The sequence below is a fragment of the Mesorhizobium sp. M0563 genome (assembly GCF_040321065.1).
Lineage (GTDB): Bacteria > Pseudomonadota > Alphaproteobacteria > Rhizobiales > Rhizobiaceae > Mesorhizobium.
Map to the genome: position 1 here is coordinate 12,261 of NZ_JAMYQV010000007.1, position 20,508 is coordinate 32,768.

Genomic DNA, 20,508 nt, shown 5'->3' on the forward strand with positions numbered 1-20,508 from the left:
ATGTATGTCATCCGCATGAAGAACTGCGCCTTCTTCGCCCGGCACGGTGTGCTGGACGAAGAGGAGACGCTCGGCCAGCGCTTTTATGTCGATGCGGCGCTCACGGTAGACCCCGGGCGGGCGCTGGTCGACGATTCTATCGAGGACACCGTCAATTACGGCATCGCCTTTGCGGTCATCGAAAAGATCATTACCGGCGAGCGGCGCTTTCTGATCGAAGCGCTGGCGCTCGAAGTGGCGAGGGCGCTGACGGCGCGGTTTCCGCAGATCAAAAAGGCCGAGATCACCGTGCGCAAGCCGAACGCCCCGGTGCCGGGTGTGCTCGATCATGTCGAGGTGACCGTTGTCTGGCCAGAATAGTAACAACAACACCGTCTATCTCAGCCTTGGCGGCAATCTCGGTGATCCGGCGAAGTCGATGGCTGCGGCACTGGGCATTCTGGATGCCGACGAGAGCACGCGCGTCGTTGCCGTTTCGTCGCTCTACCGAACGCCGCCCTGGGGCAAGCTCGATCAGCCGGATTTCCTCAATGCGGCGGCCGAGATCTCGACCGCGCTTGCGCCGCGGGCTTTGCTCGACCTTTGCCTCGACGCCGAGCGAAAACTGAAGCGGGTGCGGGAGGAGCGCTGGGGTCCGCGCCTGATCGACATCGACATTCTGGTGTTCGGTGACCGCATCATCCACGAGACCGGACTGGAGGTGCCGCATCCGCGCATGCTGGAGCGCGCCTTCGTGCTGGCACCGCTGGCAGAAATTGCACCGAAGCTTGTGGTCGACGGCAAGAGCGTGTCGGAGCGACTGGCCGCCGTCGACACGTCGGGTATTGAACGGCTGCCGTCAGGCCGGAAATGGTGGAAGACCTGACGCTGCCGCCATTGGTGGCCGAAAATCAGCCGGAAAACCCACCACCGTCGAGGAACATTTGTTCGTCCGGTGTCGTCTCCCGGCCAAGCATCCTGTTTCGGTGTGGAAAGCGGCCGAAGCGCTGGATGATGTCGCGGTGTTCTACCGCATATTTCAGATAGGACGGGGCTTTGGCGGCGGTAAGCTCCATCGATTTGAGCTGATCGGCGAGATCCTCCGAATGCTCATAGGGCAGATAAAGAAAGACGCGGAGCTCTTCGTCGAGCGCCAAGTCATGGCCGGCAGCGATCGCCTTCCCGGCAAAATGCCGCGCCAGCGGGTCCGTGGCGTACATGTGGCCAGTGCCGCGAAAGCAGTTTCGCGGAAACTGGTCGAGCAGGATCATCAGTGCCAGCGACCCTTCGGCGTGTTCGGACCAGCCGTCGCATTCGCGGCGGGCGGCGGCGAAGTGCAGATCGAGAAACCGGGTGCGGAAGTCGGCATCAAAAGCGTCGTTCTTCTCGAACCATGCGTCCTCCCCGGCGTGGCGCCAGAATCTGGTGACGGAGAGCGCGCGTTCGTCCAGTTCATCCATCATTCGCATCTTCCCAAGGATTAATCGGCCGGCTCGGATTTCTGCAGCACGCCGGCGGTTTCCTCATTGAGCGCCTGACCCGCGCGGCGTGGTGTGCTGAGCGGCGTCGGGATGGGGGTGCCAATATTGCCTTTGAGGAAGCGCCGTCCGGCGCGGATGCCTTCGGCCTGTTGAAGCTCGAAACGGGCAGCGTCGCGGCGGCGGACGTCCTCGACTACCTCGGCGACCTCTTCCGGGTCGACGCCGAGGGCTTCCAGCGTCGAGCCGCCGAAGACAAGCGCCGATTCGAACGTCTCGCGGAGCTGATAGTCAACGCCGGCACGAATGAGCTGCAACGCGGTGCCGCGGTCGAACGCCCGTGCCAGCACTGTCAGCAAGGGAAACTCCGCCTTGATCAGTTCCGCGATGCGCACGGCGGCATCGGGCTTGTCAACGCAGATCAGCACGGCGCGTGCCCGCCCGGCTCCCGCGGCTCGCAGGATGTCCAGCCGCGTGCCGTCGCCGTAATAGACCTTGAAGCCGAAATCGGCCGCTGCTTGGATCATTTCGACCTCGTTGTCGATGATCGACACGTCGATGCCGCGCAACAAAAGCGGCTGGCTGGCGATCTGGCCGAACCGGCCAAAGCCTATGATCAGCACGCTGCCGGTCAGGCCGTTGGCGACATCCACGCCTTCAAGCGACTGCTCGTCGCGCGGCGTCAGATACCGCTGTGCAATGATCGCCAACGGCGTCAGCACCATGGAAATGATGACAATGGCGGTCAGCATCGCATTGGCTTGGCCGTCGATAATGCCCACCGCAGCCGCCGCGGAATAGAGGACGAAGGCGAATTCGCCGCCTTGCGCCATGAAGACGGCGCGCTCGAGCGCTTCCCGATGGTCGGTTTTGAGGACGCGGGCAACGATATAGATGCCGATCGCCTTCATCACCATGTAGGCGACAACATAGATGGCAATGAGCTGCCAGTTGACGACGACGACATGCAGGTCGAGCGACATGCCGACGGCGAGGAAGAACAGCCCGAGCAGAATGCCGCGGAACGGTTCGATGTCGGCCTCCAGCTGGTGGCGGAAGGTCGATTCCGACAAAAGCACGCCGGCCAGGAAGGCGCCCATGGCCATCGACAGGCCGGAAAGCTGCATGGCGAGCGCTGACCCGAGAACGACCAGAAGGGCAGCTGCGGTCATCACCTCACGGGCGCGCGCATCCGCCAGGATACGGAAGAACGGATTGAGCAGATAGCGCCCGGCAACCACCAGCCCGACGATCGCGGCAAGGCCGATGCCGACCTCCGTCAACCTATCCGACAGGCTCATATCGGCGCCGCCCGGCGCGAGGAAGGCGATCAGCGCCAGCAGCGGCACGATGGCCAGATCTTCCAAAAGCAGGACCGAGACGATGCGCTGGCCCTTGGGCGTTGCCAGGTCGCCGCGTTCTTCCAGCAATTGCATGACGATTGCCGTCGAGGTGAGTACGAAACCGGCGCCAGCGACGAAGGATTGCCCGATCGGGAAACCTCCCGCCAGGCCGACGCCGGTCAGCAGAACCGCGCAGACGCCGACCTGCAGCGCACCAAGCCCGAAAATCTCGCGGCGCAGGCCCCATAGGCGTGACGGCTGCATCTCCAGCCCGATGATGAACAGGAACATGACGACGCCGAGTTCGGCGACATGAAGAATGGCTTCCGATTCCGAAAAGACGCGCAGCCCGAATGGGCCGATCACGACGCCGGCCGCCAAATAGCCGAGGATGGAGCCAAGTCCCATGCGCCTGAAGATCGGCACCGCAACGACGCCGGCGGCAAGCAGCGCCACCACCTGGATCAGATCGCTGTTCGATGCCTCTGCCGCCATGCCTGCCCTTCCGCTCGCCTGGGAGTCAAGCGGCCAAGATAGGGGCTTCGGAGCGGATCGAACAGTGTGAATCCGGCGCATTGTGCAGGCGTTATTGCAGGCGCACTGCACAGGATAATGGGCCTCCGGGCGTTGCTCGTTTTCCGGCGCTAAGGACGCCCGGCTTCGGCCAGTGGAGGGTGAGCGACGATCAAGTCGCGGCCCTTTTTGAGGAGATGACTGACATGAAGAAGTTCTTGCTGGTTGCCGTTGGCATCGCGGCACTTGCCGGCTCTGCCTGTTCGAAGGCACCCGAGTGCACGACCGAGATGCTGACCAAGAAGGCTCAGGACATGACTGCGGCACTTCAGGCTGCGATTACCAAGGATCCGGCCAAGGCAGCCGACCTCACAGCCAAGGTCCAGGCGGTCACAACCAAGTATCAGGGCGGCACGACAGCAGCCGAGGCCTGCAAGGCCTATGACGAGCTGATTGCAGCGATCAAGGGCTGAGCACCCATCTGCATGTCAAGGAGGGCGGCGGCGTTTGGTTGCCGCCTTTTCACGCCGAAAGCTCAGTTCGGAGTTATGGAGCCGACCTCGACTGCATCGATCCGCTTCAACTTCATGCCGATGACCGGGACCAGCTGCTGGTCGACGCGCACGGCAACGGTCACCGTCATCGAATTGTCGTCGGGGACAAGCGCCTGCATCACGCCGCGCAACTGATTGCGATTAATGGTGAAAACCACCTTGTGCGCATCGATGACATTGCCACCGATAATGTCGAGGCCGGAGCCAGCGGCCCCGCCCATGAAGCTGCCCTTGTAGCCCTGCCGGCCCTTGTGTTCGATCGTTGCCGACATCTGCTGGGTGAACATACCGACCCGGCAGCCGCCGTCGAGCGACATGCCGACCTTGCCGTCAGGCGTCGAGCCAATGAAGCTGCAGGTGAATTTCGTGCCCTTGTATTTGCCGGCAACGATTTCTCCGGGGCCGACCCATTTGCCCTCGACCGATCGAAAGAACTGCTTGTCCGGTTCTGCCGCCGAAGCCTTTCCGGCAATGCCGATGGTTGCGACAAGGGCGAGCGCCACGGGCAGCACGCTGGACAAAATAACGCTTTTCATCGACGACACCCGGCAACAAAGAGACTGGTTTGGACGCTTCCGACCATGAACAAGATTGGTTAATGCTTTGTCACCCCAAGGCGATAGTCACGTCTCGGAAGCGGATGTTTCTTTTTCTTTCTTTGCCGCAAAGGAGGTCAGCGCGGAAAGGAAATCGCCCAATCCTGGACGCCTGACGGCGTTAAAGGGCAGGGGCCTTGCCGTTTCCATCGCTGCAATGCCGATGCGCGCCGTCATCATGCCGTTGACGACGCCTTCGCCGAGCTTGGCCGAGAGCCGAGCCGCAAGGCCATGGCCGACGATCTGCTGGACGAAACTGTCGCCGACGGCGATCGACCCAGTGACCGCGAGATGGGCGAGAACGCTGCGCGCCAGGCGAAAAAAGCCAAGCGTGCCGGGGCGGCCGCCATAGAGCTCCGACAGACGGCGAATCAGCCGGCCGGCTTCGAACACGACATAAGCGACGTCGACCAGCGCGCGCGGACTGACCGCGGTCACCAGGGACACGCGCTTCGCCGCTTCGAGGATCATCATCTTGGCGCGGGCATCGAGCGGGCCGAGGATCTCGGTCTCGGCCAGCCGCACCAGATTGCCGCCATCGATGATCTCGCCGCGCAATTCGGCCAGCGAGCGCCTGCCGGCCGCGGTTTCGGGCTTGGCCGCGACAAATGCCGACAACTCGTCGACCACGGCGCGGGCGGCCTTCGGATCATCGCGGGCAATCGCATCGAGCGCCCGCTTCTGCAACTTTTCGACCTCGGCGAGGCGAGCAATCGCCACGAATTCGCGGATAAGGATGACCACAAGCGCCAGGATGGCGATCAATGCCATTCCGGCCGCCAGCCAGCCCAGCCACTCGGCGCGCTCGAACAGGTCGCGAATCAGCTGGTCGGTCCAGAGGCCAAGGGCGAGCGAAACCAGAACGCCCAGCGCGCCGAAGAACAGGCTGCCAAGCAGCGAACGTTTTCGCGGCGCAATCGCCGGCGGCGGTTCGGCAGCGACGACATCAGGCTCGTCGAAGACGTCGATCTCCGCCGGTGTGACCACGGCAAGATCCGCCTTCACGTTACGCGGCTTTCGCGCCGGCGCGGCCTCGGCCCCGGAATGGCGAGCCGTCGGATCTACCTTCGGCTGGGGCTCCGGCTCGATGCGAAAGGCCGCCGGTCTGCGGGGCGCGCTCATGCGAGATGATCTCCGATCAGGAACTGCACCGTGCGGTCGAGCCTGATATGCGGCAGCGACAGCGTCACGCCCTCGGCCGTGCGCTCGAGTTTCGGCGGGCGAAAGCGCACGAAGCGGATCGCCGGGTCGTCATCGTTCTGCTGGTGCTTCGATTCGAAACCATCGAACACCGCATCAACTTTCTCCGGCAAATCACCGGGAAATATGGCTGTTTCGGTCTTTCCGTCAAAGGTTTCGCCATTGATTTTTTCGCCACGCAATGGCGTGCCGATAATGACCGGCAAAGTCTCACGGCCCTGCTTGACCGTGCCTTCCCGAGTCGCGCGCATGGCCGCCATGGCGACGACGTCGACGTCGGCACCAGTGAAATTCGCCCGCGCCACGGCGCGGTCGGCAAGCCGCCGCACGATCGCCTGCAGCCGGTCGTGGCTTTCGTGGTGCAGATGGTCGGCCTTGGTCGCGGCCACCAATATGCGGTCGATGCGTCTTGAAAACAGGTCGGTCAGGAAGTTGCCCCGGCCGGGCCGGAAACAGGACAGGATTTCGGTGACCGCGCGTTCCAGATCGGCCATCGCACCGGGGCCGGCGTTCAATGCCTGTAAGGCGTCGATGAGCACGATCTGCCGGTCGAGGCGCGTGATGTGTTCGCGAAAGAACGGTTTGACGACATACGTCTTGTAAGCCTCGTAGCGCCGCTCCATCATCGCCTGCAGCGATCCGGAGCGGGCGCGCCCGAGGCCGAGTTTCGGCAGCGGCGCAAAGGTCAGCGCCGGCGATCCTTCAAGATCGCCGGGCATCAGGAAGCGGCCGGGCGGTAGGGTCGAAAGCGCCCGCTCGTCAAGCTTGCAGGCCTTGAGGTAGGCGGCGAAGCTCTCGGCGAGACGGCGCGCCGTCATCTCGTCGGCGTCGGCGTTGGGGTCGACGGAGGCAGAGAGCGCCTGCCATTCCCGCGAAAGATCGACACGCACCGGCAACACGGCCATCTCGAAGGCCTCACGCGAAAAATCGGCGTAGGACTTGCCGAGCAGCGGCAGGTCGAGCAGCCATTCGCCGGGATAATCGACGACGTCGACGGACAATTTGCCGGCGGAAAACATGCGGCTCCAACCGGAGGCCGATTCGTATTCGATGGTGAGCCTCAGTTCGGAAATCGCACGCGTCGAGTCCGGCCAGACACGGTCGTCGACAAGAGCCGCGATGTGATCCTCGTACTGGAAGCGTGGTACGGCGTCGTCCGGCTGCTCTTCGAGAAAGGCCCTGGCGATGCGCCCCGATTTTTGTGCCTCAAACAGCGGCAAGCGTCCGCCATGGACCAGATTGTGCACAAGGGCCGAGATGAACACCGTCTTGCCGGCGCGGGACAGCCCGGTCACGCCAAGACGCAGCGACGGAGCGAAAAGCCCGGCAGCGCGGCCTGACAACGTATCCAAGGCGATCTTCGCCTCGTCGGTGAAAGTCGTCAGCGATGATGCCAAAATCTGTTCTCGCGGGGCCGGTCAGCCACCGATATAGGCTTTGAGGCGCGGCTTTGAAATGGCCTCAGATATCGGCAGGCGTCAGGAAGGCTTGGAGATAGCCGGCGCCAGGCGCAGCCTCCGCAAGACTGCCGTTGAACCGGACCACCGCAAGTGCGGAGGTCGGGAAGCCGTGGTTCAGCATGGCCCGCGCGGTCTCGTTGCCGTCGCCTGAGAGCGCCATGGCGAGATCCTCAATCATCGGATTGTGGCCAATGACGAGCAGGGCGTCCAGCCCGCCATTCTGCCGGACGGCAGCGAGGTACGCGGCGGCATCGTCGTTGTAGAGCGCGTCAAAGAACAGCACCCGGCCCGTGTCCGTATGGCCAGCTAAGCTTTCCAGCGTCTGGCGGGCACGCCTGGCGCTTGAGCACAGGGTGAGGCCCGGTACGTATTTGCGAGAACGCATCAGCACGCCCATCGCTTCGGCATCGGCGAAGCCAGATGTATAGAGCGGGCGGTCGAAGTCGGCGACGCCGGGCAGCGCCCAGCCGGCCTTCGCATGCCTCAGCAGGTAAAGTCTGGTCACCGGATCCCCGTTGTGCCGGGCACCGAACCCGTCAATACGCCGCAGGATTTGCCATCAGAAGAGCTCCGTGCGCAATGGCAAGCGTCCTTCAAGCATAGCGAATCATGTATGAATTCGGTCGTATTCTTCGCAAAAAGGGCATCGCGGATGCCGTTTGTCCGGGACTAACAATTGCGTGAAACAGTCGTCGATTGACCTTGTGCAGTTTTCGGTCCGCGAATATATAGGCGCCAAATTTGGGGTTTGTTGGGTGAGTCGAATGAACGACATCGTTACCGCCGATTACGTACCCTCCGAAGACGAGCCGTTCATGAACGAGCGGCAGAAATCCTACTTTCGCCTGAAGCTCGTCACCTGGAAGAACGACATCTTGCGCGAAGCGCGCGAAACTCTCGAAATCCTGCAGCAGGAAAACGCCAACCATCCCGATCTCGCCGATCGGGCTTCCTCAGAAACCGACCGCGCCATCGAACTTCGCGCCCGCGATCGCCAGCGAAAACTCATCTCGAAGATCGATTCCGCCCTCCAGCGCCTTGACGAAGGCACCTACGGCTATTGCGAGGAAACAGGCGAGCCGATCGCGCTGAAGCGGCTCGACGCGCGCCCGATCGCGACCTTGTCGATCGAGGCACAGGAGCGCCATGAGCGGCGCGAGAAGGTGTACCGCGACGACTGAGTCGGCGGGAAAAACAGAGCGGCATCGGTAAAGCGTTCAAAATGGCCGGTTTTCCGGCCATTTTCATTGGCCGTTCGCTATCAGCCTATCTTTTCTGATTGGACAACTCGCCGAGGAGCTTCGTCATCTCGTCGTCGAGAGAGGGCGATGCCTTCGCCACCGGCTTGCTCGGCGTTTGGCTGAAGCGTGGCTCGTCGAGGGAAACCTCCAGCTCCTTCATCAGCGCATCGTCGATCGACTCGTGCTGTGCCGGCGGCTCGTATCTTGCCGGGGAGTCCTGTCTTGTCGGCGGCGGCGCATGCCGTGAAGCATTGGCGTTGACGGATCCATAATTTGGCAACGGTGTGACGTTCGATGGCGGTTTCGGCGCCGGTGCCGGCATTGTTGCCGGCATTGTCGCCGTCTGGCGGGCTCGGACAGGGGTTGCGGCTACGCTTGCCGCCTGCGGCGGCGCTTGCCTCACCGGCGCGGCTGTGGTCTGAGCCGATCTTGCTGCCGGCTGGTGGCTGTTATCTCCGGTCAATGCCGGGCGGCGCAGCGCCGAGAGCCTGATGTCGCGCTCGACGACGACGTCGGTCGGACCACCGATCAAGAGCAGGTGCTCGATATCGTCGCGGCGCACCAGCACCAGCCGCCGGTGACTGTCGACCGCTGTGGCATCCATGACCGCCAGCCGCGTCTTGCGGTTCCTGCCGCCGGCGACGAATGTTCCGAAGGTCAGGCTGCGGACCAGCCTGATGATAAAAAGAATGATGAGCAGAAGGACAAGTACTGCAAACGTCCACAGGATTGCCGCGGCATAACCAGGACCCGCCACGCCATCCAGCCATTGCAGCATTGGTTCCCCCAAAATCAGCTTTCGAAGAGACGCGACACTAGACTGTTGCGGCAGGCCACCGCAAGTTGCCTTTCACGCTTCGTGAACAGCTTGAAACACCGGGAGCGGAACGGCGTCTTTTTAGCGGACATTTGCCGCCGGGCCTTTTCCCGACCCTGAGAATATGATTCAACCGACACCGGAATTCACGAGCAGGGGGAACATGGCCAAGGAAGCGCGCGGCGATTTCTATCCGGTACCTATCGTCGACCAGAACACGCGACCGGGCGCGGTCACCCGGCTCATCGTCTTCATCGTCGTCCTGACGGGGGCAGCGATCGTCTTCGGCCTTTTCCGCGAGCGACTTGGCGACCCATTCCTGCTCGGCATGCTTGGCGTGTTGGCGATGATCGGCGTCGGCTTTCTGTTCGCCACTGCGATCGGCTTCGTGCACGTCACGCCGCGCTCGACAAGCGACGAACTGTCGAAAGCTTTCGTCGATTCGATGTCGCAAGGCCTCCTGGTCACCGATACCAAAGGCCGGATCATCTACGCCAACCGGACCTATGCCGACATGACTGGCGCCGAGTCGGCCGCCGACCTCAAGACGGTCGAAGGTTTGCTTTCAGACGTTCCCGAGGCCTCAGTGACCATATACCGGCTGGCGTCAGGCCTGCGCGACGGCCAGGCGGGCGACGGCGAGTTTCGGCTCGCGCAGTCCATTCGGCCAGGCGCCGAATCGGGCGCGCGCTGGTACCGCGTCCGGGCCCGCGCGTTCAGCGTTCCAGGCCAGCGGCTGCCCATGCTTGCTTGGCAGCTTGCTGATATCTCGCGGGAACGGGCCGAGCAGGAGCGGTTCTTTCTCGACCTGCAAAAGGCCATCGATCACCTCGACCACGCGCCGGCCGGTTTCTTTTCGGCCGACCAGGAAGGCCGCGTCACCTATATCAACGCGACCCTTGCGGAGTGGCTGGGCATCGACCTGGCCAGCTTCACCCCCGGCGCCATCACGCTGCCGGAGATCGTCGCCGGCGACGGCATGGCGCTGGTCCGTTCGGTCAAGGCCGACGCGGGTACCACGCGCAATGCCGTTATCGATCTCGATCTGACGACGATGACCGGGGAGGCGTTGCCGGTGCGCTTCATGCATCGTGTTTCGGCCAGCCGAGAGGGGCTCAACGGCCCGACTCGCACCATCGTGCTCAACCGGACGCAAGGCGAGGACGCTTCGGCCGACCTTCGCGCCTCGGAAATACGCTTCACGCGATTCTTCAACTCGACGCCGATGGCGATTGCCGGCGTCGACCATGCCGGTCGCATCCTGCGCACCAATGCGCCGTTCCTGTCGCTATTTTCCTCGGTCGTCGACCGCGACGCGGTCGATCGGCGTGTGCGGCTGGATACGGTGATCCACGAGCGCGACCGGCCGGCCTTCGCCGCGGCGTTCGAAAAGGCACGCCAGCAACAGGCTGATATCGAGCCGATCGATACGGTGCTGCCCGGCAATGAGGAACGACACATACGCTTCTACGTCAATGCGGTCGCAGACGGCACCGGCGGCGAGGGCGCCGAGGAATCGGCCATCGTCTATGCCGTCGAGACCACCGAGCAAAAGGCCCTCGAGGGCCAGATGGCGCAGAGCCAGAAGATGCAGGCGGTCGGCCAGCTCGCCGGCGGCATCGCGCATGATTTCAACAATGTGCTGACCGCCATCATCATGGCCTCAGACCTGCTTTTGACCAACCACCGGCCGTCCGATCCGTCGTTCCCGGACATCATGAACATCAAGCAGAATGCCAACCGGGCGGCCTCGCTGGTGCGGCAGTTGCTGGCCTTCTCGCGCAAGCAGACGCTGCGACCGGAGGTGCTCAACCTGACCGACGTGCTCGCCGACCTAAGGATGCTGCTTGCCCGTCTGGTCGGCAACGATATCAAGCTCAAGATCGACCATGGCCGCGACCTGTGGCCGGTCAGGGTCGATATCGGGCAGTTCGAGCAAGTGGTGGTCAATCTGGCGGTCAATGCGCGCGATGCGATGCCGGCCGGCGGCGACCTCACCGTTCGCACCCGCAACGTCAGCGCCGGGGAATGCAAGACCTTTTCCTATCGCGAACTTACTCCGGCCGACTATGTGCTGGTCGAGGTCGAGGACAGCGGCAGCGGTATCGCGCCTGATGTGCTGAAAAAGATCTTTGAGCCCTTCTTCACGACAAAGGAGGTTGGCAAGGGAACGGGCCTCGGCCTGTCCATGGTCTATGGCATCATCAAGCAGACAGGCGGCTTCATCTTCTGCGATTCCGAAGTCGGCAAGGGATCCCTGTTCCGCATCTTCCTGCCGCGGCACATTGCGGAGGCAAGGAAGGCGGGCGAGGCTGGAGAAGTGCCGGCCGCACCTGCCAAGATCGCCGACTCAGCCAAGGATCTGTCGGGCTCGGCCACGGTGCTGCTGGTCGAGGACGAGGACGCCGTACGCATGGGCGGCATGCGTGCACTAAAGTCGCGCGGCTACACCGTCCACGAGGCGTCGTCGGGCGTCGAGGCGCTTGAAGTCTACGAAGCGCTCGGCGGCAAGGTCGACATCGTGGTCTCAGACGTGGTGATGCCGGAAATGGACGGCCCGACGCTGCTTGGCGAATTGCGCAAGCGGCAGCCCGACATCAAGTTCATCTTCGTGTCCGGATATGCGGAAGACGCATTCGCCAAGAACTTGCCGGCCGACGCACATTTCGGCTTTTTGCCCAAGCCGTTTTCGCTCAAGCAATTGGCCACGATCGTCAAGGACATGCTGGAATCCTGACCCTTCCAATGCTCCGCTTGCGCAATGCCGTGAGACTGCCATGATTGCAGGCGAAACGGGCGACGGGTTTTGGAAAGCATGCCGTGACGCCACACAACGAGGCCAGCAAGGGCGACTACGCAAGCACGGTGCTGCTGCCGGGCGATCCGCAGCGCGCAGAATGGATGGCGCAGACTTTTCTGGAGGCGCCGCGCTGCGTCAACCGCCGCCGCGGCGCGCTTGGTTTTACCGGCCTGTTTCGCGGCAAGCCTATCAGCATCCAGTCCACCGGCATCGGCGTCCCGTCATTCCTGGTCTACGTGCACGAGCTGCTGGATTTCTATGGTGCGAAAACACTGATCCGCACCGGCACCTGCGGCGGGCTGACCGCCGAGCTGGCGCTGCGCAGTCTGGTGATCGCGCAATCGGTGCGCGGTGAAAGCTCAGAAAGCGTTCAGAGTTTCGGGCTCTATCGTGCCAACGCCAGCCCCGATCCGGCATTGTTGGCCCAGGCGTTGACCCGGGCCGCCGAACTCGGCATCGACCAGCGGGCCGGCCTGACCATCTGCAGCGATATTTTTTATCATCCGCAGGGGCGTGAGCGCTTTGCCGAAGCGCAGGCACAGGGCGCGCTCGCCGTGGACATGGAAACCAGCGCGCTCTACCGCATCGCGGCCGATTTTGGTGCCCGGGCACTGTCGATCCTGACCGTCGTCGACAATGTGGCAACCGGCGAGCAGACCGACTATGCAGAACGCCAGGGGCTTTTCACCAATATGACCCGGCTGGCGCTCGACGTGGCGGCGGAGAGCTAGGCGGCTCTCTGCCTTCCGGTGCTAATTCTCACGAGGTTGCGCATATTTTTTTCAACGTTTGGTGCAGGTCGAGGCGGTAAAGGCACCGTCCGGCTGCTTCATGATGATGTCGAAGGAGGGGGTGGTTCCGCTTTCCAGCGTCGCTTGCGTAAGCGAGATCGAGTTGCCGCCGCTGGTGTAGCCGCCCAGCGGACCCAGCCAAGTGATCACCCCGTCTGCATCCATCTGGTAGTTATAACTCTGCCGCGCGGTGCCGAAGCTCACCGGACCGCTATAGACGTTTCCCTTGATGGTGATGTCGCCGAGGCTGAGGAACATGCCAAGCAGATAGACTTCGCAATGATAGGGGCCGTCCGGCAGCTTGCCGTCGCTGAAGCCGGCGCGCGCTACAGTCGTCGTCGCCAGCAGAAGCATGGTGATGAAAATGCAAGACGTTCGGAAGGCCATGGCGTCGCTCGTTTAAGGGTTCGAACTTGCCCCATTTCGCTGCGGCGCTGCAATCCTCGCCAGTGCTCTTGTGATGCTGCTCAAAATTCGGGCATTGGCCCGTACATGAGTAAAACTTAGGCTGATACGGGTGATCTTTTCTCAGTTCGAACCTGGCAGGCGAGGTTCATCTCCTGCGCCTAATACATTAACCGACTGACAGAGCTGGGAAATCTCAGATCTTCCGATCTTGCTCCGGTAATTGGCACAGCCGTTGCATGGTCTGTTCCGATGCAGTTAACCAGCTTGGGAGTTTAAAAGTATGAGGGGCAGTTTCTCGACAATAACAAAAATGTTTTCGGCCGGCGTGGTCACCGCCGGCCTGCTGATGAGCATTCCCGCCAAGGCGGCCGACGACACCATCAAGGTCGGCATCCTCCATTCGCTGTCGGGAACCATGGCGATCTCGGAGACGACGCTAAAGGACGCCATGCTGATGCTCATCGAAGAGCAGAATGCCAAGGGTGGCCTGCTCGGCAAGAAGCTCGAGGCGGTGGTCGTCGATCCGGCTTCCAACTGGCCGCTGTTCGCAGAAAAAGCGCGCGAGCTGATCTCGAAGGACAAGGTCGCGGCGGTGTTCGGCTGCTGGACCTCGGTGTCGCGCAAATCGGTGCTGCCGGTGTTCAGCGAACTCGACAACATCCTGTTCTACCCGGTTCAATATGAGGGCGAGGAGAGCGAGCGCAACGTGTTCTACACCGGTGCGGCGCCGAACCAGCAAGCCATTCCCGCGGTCGACTATCTGATGAGCGAGGATGGCGGTTCGGTGAAGCGCTGGGTGCTCGAAGGCACCGACTATGTCTATCCGCGCACCACCAACAAAATTCTTGAAGCCTATCTGAAGGCGAAGGGCGTTGCTGCCGAAGACATCATGGTCAACTATACGCCGTTCGGCTTCTCCGACTGGCAGACCGAAGTCTCGGCAATCAAGAAGTTCGGCTCGGCCGGCAAGAAGACCGCTGTCGTCTCGACCGTCAACGGCGACGCCAACGTGCCGTTCTACAAGGAACTCGGCAATCAGGGCATCAAGGCCGAGGATATTCCGGTCATGGCCTTCTCGGTTGGTGAGGAAGAGCTTGCCGGTCTCGACACCGCGCCGCTCGTCGGCCATCTCGCCGCCTGGAATTATTTCGAGAGCGTCGACACGCCCGAGAACGCGAAGTTCATCGCCGATTGGCACAAATTCATCAAGAACGACAAGCGCACCACCAACGACCCAATGGAAGCCCACTATATCGGCTTCAACATGTGGGTGAAGGCGGTAGAGAAGGCCGGTACCACCGATCCGGACAAGGTCATCGACGCCATGGTCGGCGTCTCGGTGCCGAACCTGACCGGCGGTTATTCGACCATGATGCCGAACCATCATATCACCAAGCCGGTGCTGATCGGCGAAATCCAGGCCGACGGCCAGTTCGAAACCGTCTCGCAGACGCCGGGCCTGGTGATGGGCGACGAATGGTCCGACTACCTGCCCGACTCCAAGGACCTGATCTCCGATTGGCGCGCGCCTCTATCCTGCGGCAACTTCAACGTTGCCACCGGCAAATGCGGCGGCAAGGGAACCAACTAATCCTCCCGGTCTGTCCTCCCAGACCGCAAAGCCTCCGGGCGGGCTCCTTTCTCCAGCCTGCCCGGAGGCGACATTCAACCTCCAAGAGCCACCAGAAACCGATGATCCTGATCCGCGCGATTGGCCTGATGCTGCTGCTCCTCCTGGGGGCGCTGCTGCCGTCGAACGCCAGCGAAGCAGATCTGCGCGCCGTCATCGCCAAATTCGCCACTGCCGCCAATTTTCCGGCGATCGAAGCCGTCGTGCGCGAGCTTGCGGCTTCCGGCGATCCGGCCGTCGAACGGCCGCTTGCCGCGCTTGCGGAGGGCAGCCTTTACGTCCGCAAGGCCGATTCACTGGTCTTTGTCGGCAAGGAGAGCGGCGACGGTATTGAGCTGCTCGATGCGCTCACCGGCGAAAAATCGGGCGAAGCTGCCAAGGCCGACATCACCAAGATCAAAGTCAACAACACGCTGCGCCGCGTCATCCGCGACGCGCTGGGCACACTGACGCTTGGCTCCAAGGACCCGGCCGTGCGCATTGCCGCCGCGGACACCATGTTCAAGACGCCGGACGCGGCAAACATCGAGCCGCTCGACACCGCCATCGCCAATGAGAGCGTGGCAAGCGTCAAGGCGCTGCTCGAACATGCCCGCGCCGCGTCGGTTCTCGTTTCCGACAGGCCGGAGGCCGACAAACTGGCGGCTATCGCTCTCATCGGCGCGCGCGGCGACCGCGATGCGGTGTCGCTGCTCACGTCGGTAGAGGCCAATTCCGAAGGTGCGGTGAAGGACGCGGCGACGGCTGCGATCGCCAATATCAATTCGACGCTGGCGCTGTGGGATGCCGGCCAGAATATCTGGTACGGCATATCGCTCGGATCGGTGCTGCTGCTGGCGGCGATTGGCCTGGCCATCACCTTCGGCGTCATGGGCGTCATCAACATGGCGCATGGCGAGATGGTCATGCTCGGTGCCTACACGACCTTCGTCGTGCAGGAGGTGATCCGGAATTCCTTTCCCGGTCTGTTCGACTGGTCGCTGGTCATCGCCTTGCCGCTGGCCTTCCTAGTGGCGGCGCTCGTCGGCCTTGTCATCGAGCGCGGGCTGATCCGCTTCCTCTACGGCCGGCCGCTGGAGACGCTGCTGGCGACATGGGGTGTGTCGCTGATCCTGCAGCAGGCCGTACGCACCATCTTTGGGCCGACCAACCAGGAGGTAGGCAACCCGTCATGGATGTCCGGCTCGTTCAATATCGGCCAGCTTGCCGTGACATGGAACCGGCTCTGGATCCTGGTATTCGCGCTTGGCGTGTTCGCGGTGCTGCTCTACGTGATGAAGCGCACGCCTTGGGGGCTGCAGATGCGTGCAGTCACCGCCAACCGCCGCATGGCCGCCTCGATGGGCATCAGGACGCCGTGGGTCGACGCCCTGACGTTTGCACTCGGCTCCGGCATTGCCGGCATAGCCGGTGTCGCGCTCAGCCAGATCGACAACGTCTCGCCCAATCTCGGTCGTGGCTACATCATCGATAGCTTCATGGTCGTCGTCTTCGGCGGTGTCGGCAATCTCTGGGGCACGCTGGTCGGCGCCTTCTCGCTCGGCATCGTCAACAAGTTCCTCGAACCTTATGCCGGAGCGGTGCTCGGCAAGATCGTCGTCCTGGTGCTGATCATCCTGTTCATCCAGAAACGCCCGCGCGGCTTGTTTGCGCTCAAGGGCAGGTCGGTGGAAGCATGATCACGGGATGTTTCTTTGCCGCCGGCGCCGATCGTCGCGTCGCCATCACCATCTTCGTCCTGCTGGCGGCCGCCATCGTCGTGCCGCTGCTCAACCTTGCGGTCTCGCCGACAAGTTCCTTCTACGTGCCGTCTTATATCGTGGCGCTCACCGGCAAATATCTCTGCTACGCACTGCTCGCCTTGGCGCTCGATCTCGTCTGGGGCTATTGCGGCATCCTCTCACTCGGCCACGGCGCCTTCTTCGCGCTCGGCGGCTATGCGATGGGCATGTACCTGATGCGCCAGATCGGCTCGCGAGGCGTCTACGGCAATCCGCTGCTGCCCGACTTCATGGTGTTCCTGAACTACAAGGAATTGCCGTGGTTCTGGTATGGCTTCGACCATTTCTGGTTCGCGGCGGTCATGGTGCTTGCGGTGCCCGGCCTGCTCGCCTTCGTCTTCGGCTGGTTTGCCTTCCGCAGCCGCGTCACCGGCGTCTATCTGTCGATCATCACCCAGGCGATGACCTATGCGCTGCTGCTTGCCTTTTTCCGCAACGACATGGGTTTCGGCGGCAATAACGGCCTGACCGATTTCAAGGACATTCTAGGCTTCAACGTGCAGGCCGACATGACACGCTCGGCGCTGTTCGCGGCCAGCGCCGTCATGCTCGCGTTTGCCGTCTTCGTCACCTGGGCAATCGTCGGTTCCAAATACGGCAAGCTTTTGATGGCGGTGCGCGACGCCGAAAGCCGCACGCGCTTTCTCGGCTGGCGGGCGGAGAACGTCAAACTGTTCGCCTTCACCGTGTCGGCGGTGATGGCCGGCATCGCCGGTGCGCTTTACGTGCCGCAAGTCGGCATCATCAACCCTGGCGAGTTCGAGCCGTCCAATTCGATCGAGGTGGTGGTGTGGGCGGCCGTCGGCGGGCGCGGCACCATCGTCGGACCGATCATTGGCGCGCTTCTGGTCAATGCCGGTAAATCCTGGTTCACCGGCGTGCTGCCGGAGTTCTGGCTGTTTGCGCTGGGCGGCCTGTTTGTCGCCGTCACGCTGTTCCTGCCCAAGGGCATCATCGGCATGTGGGATTCCTGGCGCGGCAATGCCAAGGCGCTGCGGGCAGCCTCGATTGCCGAGGAAGCCGGCACCGATCCTGACACGCCGGTGCCGCCGAAAACCGATCGCTCGGCGGCGAGAAGGCCGGGCGACTGGTCGGCCTCCGGTGCCGAACCGCAGCCGGCGGAGTGATGGCCTGATGTCGAAGAGCAACACCATCCTCTATCTCGACGGCGTGTCGGTTTCCTTCGATGGTTTTCGCGCCATCAACAACCTGTCGCTGGTGCTCGACAAGGGCGAGATGCGGGCGATCATCGGCCCCAACGGCGCCGGCAAGACGACGATGATGGACATCGTCACCGGCAAGACGCGGCCCGACGCGGGCGAGGTCTTCTTCGACGGCGAGGTCGACCTGACTAAACACGACGAGGCCGAAATCGCCATGATGGGCATCGGCCGTAAATTCCAGAAGCCGACCGTCTTCGAAAGCCACACGATCGAGGACAATCTGATGCTGGCGCTGAAAGGCCCGCGCTCGATCTTCCCGGCACTGTTCCATCGTCGCTCGGCCGCGGAAGCGCGGCAGATCGACGACATTCTCGGCATCATCCGGCTTGGCGACAAGCGCGACGAACTCGCCGCCAATTTGAGCCATGGCCAAAAACAATGGCTCGAGATCGGCATGCTTTTGGCGCAGGATCCGAAGCTGCTGCTGGTCGACGAACCGGTTGCCGGCATGACAGACGCCGAGACTGAGGAAACCGCGCGGCTGCTTAGAGACATCGCGCGCGACCATTCGGTCATCGTCGTCGAGCACGACATGCATTTCGTGCGCGAGCTCGGCGTCAAGGTTACCTGCCTGCACGAAGGCTCGGTACTTTCCGAGGGCTCGCTCGACTTCGTTTCGGCCGACGAGCGCGTCGTCGAAGTCTACCTGGGGAGATGAGCATGGTCTGGCGCGTTCCGTTCCATCATTTCGACCTTTCGTTTTTCAGGCGTTGGAGAAAGCGCTGACCATGCTCGAAGTCTCCAATGCCACGCTGCATTACGGCGCCGCCCAGGCGCTGCGCGGCGTCTCGCTAAAGGCCGGCGCCGGCAAGATCACCTGTGTGCTCGGCCGCAACGGCGTCGGCAAAACCAGTTTGATGAGATCGATCGTCGGCCATCACCGGCTGACGAGCGGAAGTGTTGCCTTCGAGGGGAAGGCGCTCGACCGGAGCGCGGCGTATGATCGCGCCCGGTCGGGCATCGCATTCGTGCCGCAGGGCAGGGAGATCTTTCCACTGCTTACGGTGCGGGAAAACCTCGAATCGGGATTCGCGCCGCTGAAGCGCGCCGACCGCAACATTCCCGGTCACGTCTTCGAGCTGTTTCCGGTGCTGAAGCAGATGCTCGCGCGCCGCGGCGGCGATCTGTCCGGCGGCCAGCAGCAGCAGCTTGCCATCGGCAGGGCACTGGTAATGCGGCCGAAACTGCTGGTGCTCGACGAGCCGACCGAAGGCATCCAGCCGTCGATCATCAAGGATATCGGCCGCGCCATCCGCTATCTGCGCGACCAAGCCGGCATTGCCGTGCTTTTGGTCGAACAATATCTCGATTTCTGCCGGGAATTGGCCGACGAGGTCAATATCATGGACCGCGGCCAGATCGTCCATACCGGCCCCGCCGAGGATCTCGACCGGGCGGACGTGCGGAAATTCCTGACCGTCTGAATTCTTATTGATTCTATTACTTTGCAACTCTGGCGCGCCGAAGATTGCGTGCTAGATTTTGCTTGGCCTTGGTGAGTCGGCCGCTTTCCGTACCAGTTCCAAATTGGCAGATCAGGGGAAGGCGCGGGCCGCTTGCGCGCAAGCCGCTCCCTCCAGCGATCTGTTGTCGTCCAACATTTCGGGTGCTTGGGAGCCAGGGCCAGATGATGGAGCGCTATGTCGAGGACTACCAGAAACGACGGCTCACGGAGCGTGTCGACATCATAACCGCCATCAACATTCTGAAATCGCAGGGATATGAACACGACGAACTTATCGCGGAGATCACCAAGGTCTTCTATGTCGATCTCGATGCTTTCAACGAGATCGTCAGGGTTGATCGGCGTCCGGACGAGCGCGCCGCATAGGCGGTAATCTAGGAGCCGGCCAGCCGGACCGCCGACAGCGGGGCGTCAGCCTGCGACCCGCTTCATCAGCGCGATGGCGCCGAATGGAGCGCGGACCTTGCCCTCGGTGATGAAGTAGACGAACACGTCGCGTGGCTTGACCGGCGCGTCGGTCGAAGGATCGGCGCGCGGCAGCTCGGCCGGTACCTTGCCCTGCGCCCAAGTCTTGGCGCGGGCCGCCCATTCGTCGAGCGCCTTGGGCGTATAGCAATCGGGATTGTCGTCGCTGCCGGTCTGCAGCCGCGCATAGATGAAATCGCCGGTGACGTCGGCAATCGCTGGATATTTAGCATGATCAGCAAAAACGATCGCGACCTTGTGCTTGCGTGCCAAGGCGGCGAACTCGGGCACGACGAAGCTGTCATTGCGCACCTCGACCGCGTGGCGCAGCGCAACGCCGTCCTGCTTCTCCGGCAATAGCTTGAGGAACGCCTCGAAGTCGTCCGGGTCGAACCGCTTGGTCGGCGCGAACTGCCACAGGATCGGCCCAAGCTTGTCGCCAAGTGCCGCGACGCCCGACCCGAGGAAGCGCATCACCGATTCGCCGGCCTCGCCGAGCACGCGGCGGTTGGTGACGAAGCGGTTGCCCTTCAGCGAATAGACGAAACCATCCGGCGCCTCGTTGGCCCATTTGACGAAGGTCGGCTCCTTGAAGCTCGAATAATAGGTGCCGTTGACCTCGATGGTCGGCACCTGCCGGCTGGCGTAATTCAGCTGCTTGGCCTTCGACAATTTGTCCGGGTAGAAGGACGTGTCCCAGGGCTCGAAGGTCCAGCCGCCCATGCCAGCGCGGATTGTTCCTGATTGAGTCATGGTAGTCCTCC

Annotated in this window: 21 protein-coding genes; 12 read left to right on the plus strand and 9 right to left on the minus strand. The window is 62.5% G+C overall.

The features are described 5' to 3' along the window. Together folB and folK are read left to right on the plus strand one after the other, a co-directional pair. Positions 1–360, plus strand: a complete 360-nt coding sequence (folB, locus tag NKI50_RS11525) for a dihydroneopterin aldolase (RefSeq protein WP_023717825.1) — start codon at positions 1–3, stop codon at positions 358–360. Then, a complete protein-coding gene (gene folK, locus NKI50_RS11530; protein WP_023717824.1) occupies positions 344–865 on the plus strand; it encodes a 2-amino-4-hydroxy-6-hydroxymethyldihydropteridine diphosphokinase in 522 nt (173 codons plus the stop codon). Before folB ends, folK begins: the two co-directional genes overlap by 17 nt. A 25-nt stretch (positions 866–890) precedes the next feature. Here folK and NKI50_RS11535 read toward each other — a convergent pair whose 3' ends face one another. Both NKI50_RS11535 and NKI50_RS11540 read right to left on the minus strand, forming a co-directional pair. Further along, positions 891–1,439: a DUF924 family protein gene (locus NKI50_RS11535; protein WP_031193615.1), complete on the minus strand. Its 549-nt coding sequence runs from the start codon at positions 1,437–1,439 to the stop codon at positions 891–893. A 20-nt stretch (positions 1,440–1,459) separates the two neighbouring features. Beyond that, positions 1,460–3,295, minus strand: coding sequence for a monovalent cation:proton antiporter-2 (CPA2) family protein (locus NKI50_RS11540; protein ID WP_352642080.1), 1,836 nt, complete (start codon positions 3,293–3,295; stop codon positions 1,460–1,462). A gap of 224 nt (positions 3,296–3,519) precedes the next feature. On the opposite strand from NKI50_RS11540, the gene NKI50_RS11545 reads away from it, so the two are divergent. Then, positions 3,520–3,786, plus strand: coding sequence for a hypothetical protein (locus NKI50_RS11545; RefSeq protein ID WP_023717821.1), 267 nt, complete (start codon positions 3,520–3,522; stop codon positions 3,784–3,786). A gap of 62 nt (positions 3,787–3,848) precedes the next feature. Here NKI50_RS11545 and NKI50_RS11550 read toward each other — a convergent pair whose 3' ends face one another. The 4 genes from NKI50_RS11550 to NKI50_RS11565 form a co-directional block, all read right to left on the minus strand. Then, complete coding sequence (locus NKI50_RS11550) at positions 3,849–4,403, minus strand: hypothetical protein (RefSeq protein ID WP_352482234.1); 555 nt, start codon at positions 4,401–4,403, stop codon at positions 3,849–3,851. Between the two features lie 87 nt (positions 4,404–4,490). Further along, the gene (locus tag NKI50_RS11555; protein ID WP_352482235.1) at positions 4,491–5,585 is read right to left on the minus strand and encodes a YcjF family protein; all 1,095 of its coding nucleotides are present in this window, start codon (positions 5,583–5,585) and stop codon (positions 4,491–4,493) included. After that, positions 5,582–7,060: a YcjX family GTP-binding protein gene (locus tag NKI50_RS11560; RefSeq protein ID WP_352642082.1), complete on the minus strand. Its 1,479-nt coding sequence runs from the start codon at positions 7,058–7,060 to the stop codon at positions 5,582–5,584. Before NKI50_RS11560 ends, NKI50_RS11555 begins: the two co-directional genes overlap by 4 nt. Before the next feature lie 64 nt (positions 7,061–7,124). Beyond that, the gene (locus NKI50_RS11565; protein WP_352642084.1) at positions 7,125–7,628 is read right to left on the minus strand and encodes a SixA phosphatase family protein; all 504 of its coding nucleotides are present in this window, start codon (positions 7,626–7,628) and stop codon (positions 7,125–7,127) included. 259 nt (positions 7,629–7,887) lie between these two features. Here NKI50_RS11565 and dksA point away from each other — a divergent pair, with 259 nt between their 5' ends. Then, positions 7,888–8,304 (plus strand): RNA polymerase-binding protein DksA, encoded by a 417-nt coding sequence (gene dksA / locus NKI50_RS11570; RefSeq protein ID WP_023717816.1) that lies wholly within the window; start codon positions 7,888–7,890, stop codon positions 8,302–8,304. A gap of 85 nt (positions 8,305–8,389) precedes the next feature. Here the strand turns inward: dksA and NKI50_RS11575 are convergent, their stop codons facing one another. After that, complete coding sequence (locus NKI50_RS11575) at positions 8,390–9,142, minus strand: hypothetical protein (RefSeq protein ID WP_352716589.1); 753 nt, start codon at positions 9,140–9,142, stop codon at positions 8,390–8,392. A 202-nt stretch (positions 9,143–9,344) separates the two neighbouring features. On the opposite strand from NKI50_RS11575, the gene cckA reads away from it, so the two are divergent. Together cckA and NKI50_RS11585 are read left to right on the plus strand one after the other, a co-directional pair. Then, entirely contained in the window at positions 9,345–11,918 is a 2,574-nt protein-coding gene (gene cckA / locus NKI50_RS11580) for a cell cycle histidine kinase CckA (RefSeq protein ID WP_352494572.1), read from the plus strand. Between the two features lie 83 nt (positions 11,919–12,001). Next, a complete protein-coding gene (locus NKI50_RS11585; RefSeq protein WP_023717814.1) occupies positions 12,002–12,712 on the plus strand; it encodes a purine-nucleoside phosphorylase in 711 nt (236 codons plus the stop codon). 51 nt (positions 12,713–12,763) lie between these two features. Here NKI50_RS11585 and NKI50_RS11590 read toward each other — a convergent pair whose 3' ends face one another. Then, on the minus strand, positions 12,764–13,159 hold the full coding sequence (locus tag NKI50_RS11590; protein ID WP_352482241.1) for a hypothetical protein: 396 nt from the start codon (positions 13,157–13,159) through the stop codon (positions 12,764–12,766). 301 nt (positions 13,160–13,460) lie between these two features. Here NKI50_RS11590 and urtA point away from each other — a divergent pair, with 301 nt between their 5' ends. The 6 genes from urtA (at position 13,461) to NKI50_RS11620 (ending at position 19,645) form a co-directional block, all read left to right on the plus strand. After that, positions 13,461–14,771 carry an urea ABC transporter substrate-binding protein gene (gene urtA / locus NKI50_RS11595; protein WP_352448748.1) on the plus strand — a complete coding sequence of 437 codons (1,311 nt, stop codon included), beginning with the start codon at positions 13,461–13,463 and terminating at the stop codon, positions 14,769–14,771. 101 nt (positions 14,772–14,872) lie between these two features. Continuing rightward, a complete protein-coding gene (gene urtB, locus NKI50_RS11600) occupies positions 14,873–16,489 on the plus strand; it encodes an urea ABC transporter permease subunit UrtB (RefSeq protein WP_352494573.1) in 1,617 nt (538 codons plus the stop codon). Further along, positions 16,486–17,718 (plus strand): urea ABC transporter permease subunit UrtC, encoded by a 1,233-nt coding sequence (gene urtC / locus NKI50_RS11605; RefSeq protein WP_352716591.1) that lies wholly within the window; start codon positions 16,486–16,488, stop codon positions 17,716–17,718. Before urtB ends, urtC begins: the two co-directional genes overlap by 4 nt. A 7-nt stretch (positions 17,719–17,725) precedes the next feature. Continuing rightward, positions 17,726–18,472, plus strand: coding sequence for an urea ABC transporter ATP-binding protein UrtD (gene urtD / locus NKI50_RS11610; protein ID WP_023717809.1), 747 nt, complete (start codon positions 17,726–17,728; stop codon positions 18,470–18,472). A gap of 70 nt (positions 18,473–18,542) precedes the next feature. After that, a complete protein-coding gene (urtE, locus tag NKI50_RS11615; protein WP_126041867.1) occupies positions 18,543–19,238 on the plus strand; it encodes an urea ABC transporter ATP-binding subunit UrtE in 696 nt (231 codons plus the stop codon). Positions 19,239–19,444: 206 nt separating this feature from the next. After that, complete coding sequence (locus NKI50_RS11620) at positions 19,445–19,645, plus strand: hypothetical protein (RefSeq protein ID WP_023717807.1); 201 nt, start codon at positions 19,445–19,447, stop codon at positions 19,643–19,645. Positions 19,646–19,690: 45 nt separating this feature from the next. On the opposite strand, the gene NKI50_RS11625 is transcribed toward NKI50_RS11620, so the two are convergent. Further along, entirely contained in the window at positions 19,691–20,497 is an 807-nt protein-coding gene (locus NKI50_RS11625; protein ID WP_352494575.1) for a DUF72 domain-containing protein, read from the minus strand. Positions 20,498–20,508: the final 11 nt, after the last annotated feature.